The organism is Peribacillus sp. P4_C12 (assembly GCF_056402095.1).
Genome location: NZ_JBFUIB010000786.1, coordinates 1 through 1,366, shown reverse-complemented (window position 1 = coordinate 1,366; position 1,366 = coordinate 1). Strand labels below are relative to the sequence as shown.

Sequence of the window (1,366 nt, the reverse complement as noted above, 5' to 3'; positions counted from 1 at the left end):
CGTGTTAATAGTGGGCTTATGTATCAAACATGGCACCTTCCATTACATACTGGTAGTTTTGGTGGCTTATTCACTAAAATTTTGTATGCTATCGGTGGTCTTACTCCATCTATACTGATGTTCACTGGTGTTTATATGTGGTGGTATAAGAAAAAGAACAAGAACAAACGGAAACAGAAAATCGACTCGAGAGCCGTAGCATAAACTCACGGCGATGTGAAATCCCTTGTTATCTTATCGCTTATATCCCTGTCAAGTAAATTGTAAGAAAAATTATTTACTCAAAACGGGAGAGTTCAAAGATGTCGCTTAATTAAAAAAAGATTGATGGATGATAGGTTTGTGAACAGTTTGATTGGATTCTTTTCAATTTTAGATCATGCCTTTTATAGTAAAGTCGTTCGTAAAGGTACATTTTAACAGGAAAAGCCCTTATTTGAAGAAAAAAGGGCTTTTTCGTATTTTGTTCCTTTATGTAAACTAGCTTTCTATTTTTGCTTTTTTTAGAACTAAAAGGGTAGGTTAAGAAAGTAGTGATCCTTAGATGTCGTAATTGACTCAAGGAGTATGTAAAACAGCTAAAAAAGAGGATATGCCCCTGCATTAAACATCAAAGGGTGCTATTCATTTGTAATTTGGAGTTAGCTAATTAAGTTAGATCTACTTTATCGGTGATATCGTTGGTTGCTTAAACAGCTGCTTGCTGTTGAAATTGGTCATTTAGAATAGCTTCTGTTTCAGCACGAAAGTTTTTTTCTTTTGATATGAGGATCGAGGTGTGTTCGAATTCTAGTTTTAATTCTCAACACTATCTTTAGTTGTTATCGCTGGAAGACTATTGTCCAATGCTTATACTTTGGCAATGCACCTTGAAGATCGTTCAGTTTTAGCCAACCAATAAACCAATAGGGTACTTTATTACAGATAAGAGGGAAGGCTAACGTCAGAAAACTGATTCTCAAAGTTTCTAGAAAGTAGTTTTTACACCAGCCTTTTTATGACCTTCTTCTAAAGTTGTACCCGTCCTCAAAAAAGCTAACTCTTTTAGCTTTCCTTGTCTTGTTCAAGTCCGCTCCTCGCTTATTAACTCCATAAGATCAGGTCCTAAAAATTGTCGCTCCCGAACATCTAACTCTTTTTGTTCTCCTTTTTGAACACTCACTTATTGCGAATAATGATTTTTTTGTATTTTCAATATTTACAGTTAATATTTGAAATGGTAGTATAACAATATCTATTAAGAGTTATCGAATTATAGGGTTTTTTTAGAGAAATCATTTTTTTATAATAATGAAAGTTTATCTAACTAAAATATTATTATTATAGTAAGAATATTTTGTGTATATTTTTCTTTAGGGGATGATGA

Annotated in this window: 1 protein-coding gene; it reads left to right on the top strand. The window is 33.1% G+C overall.

What is annotated here, in order from left to right:
• On the top strand, positions 1–204 hold a 204-nt coding region (locus tag AC1DUW_RS28980; RefSeq protein WP_477644207.1), incomplete at its 5' end, for a PepSY domain-containing protein.
• Between the last annotated feature and the right edge of the window lie 1,162 nt (positions 205–1,366).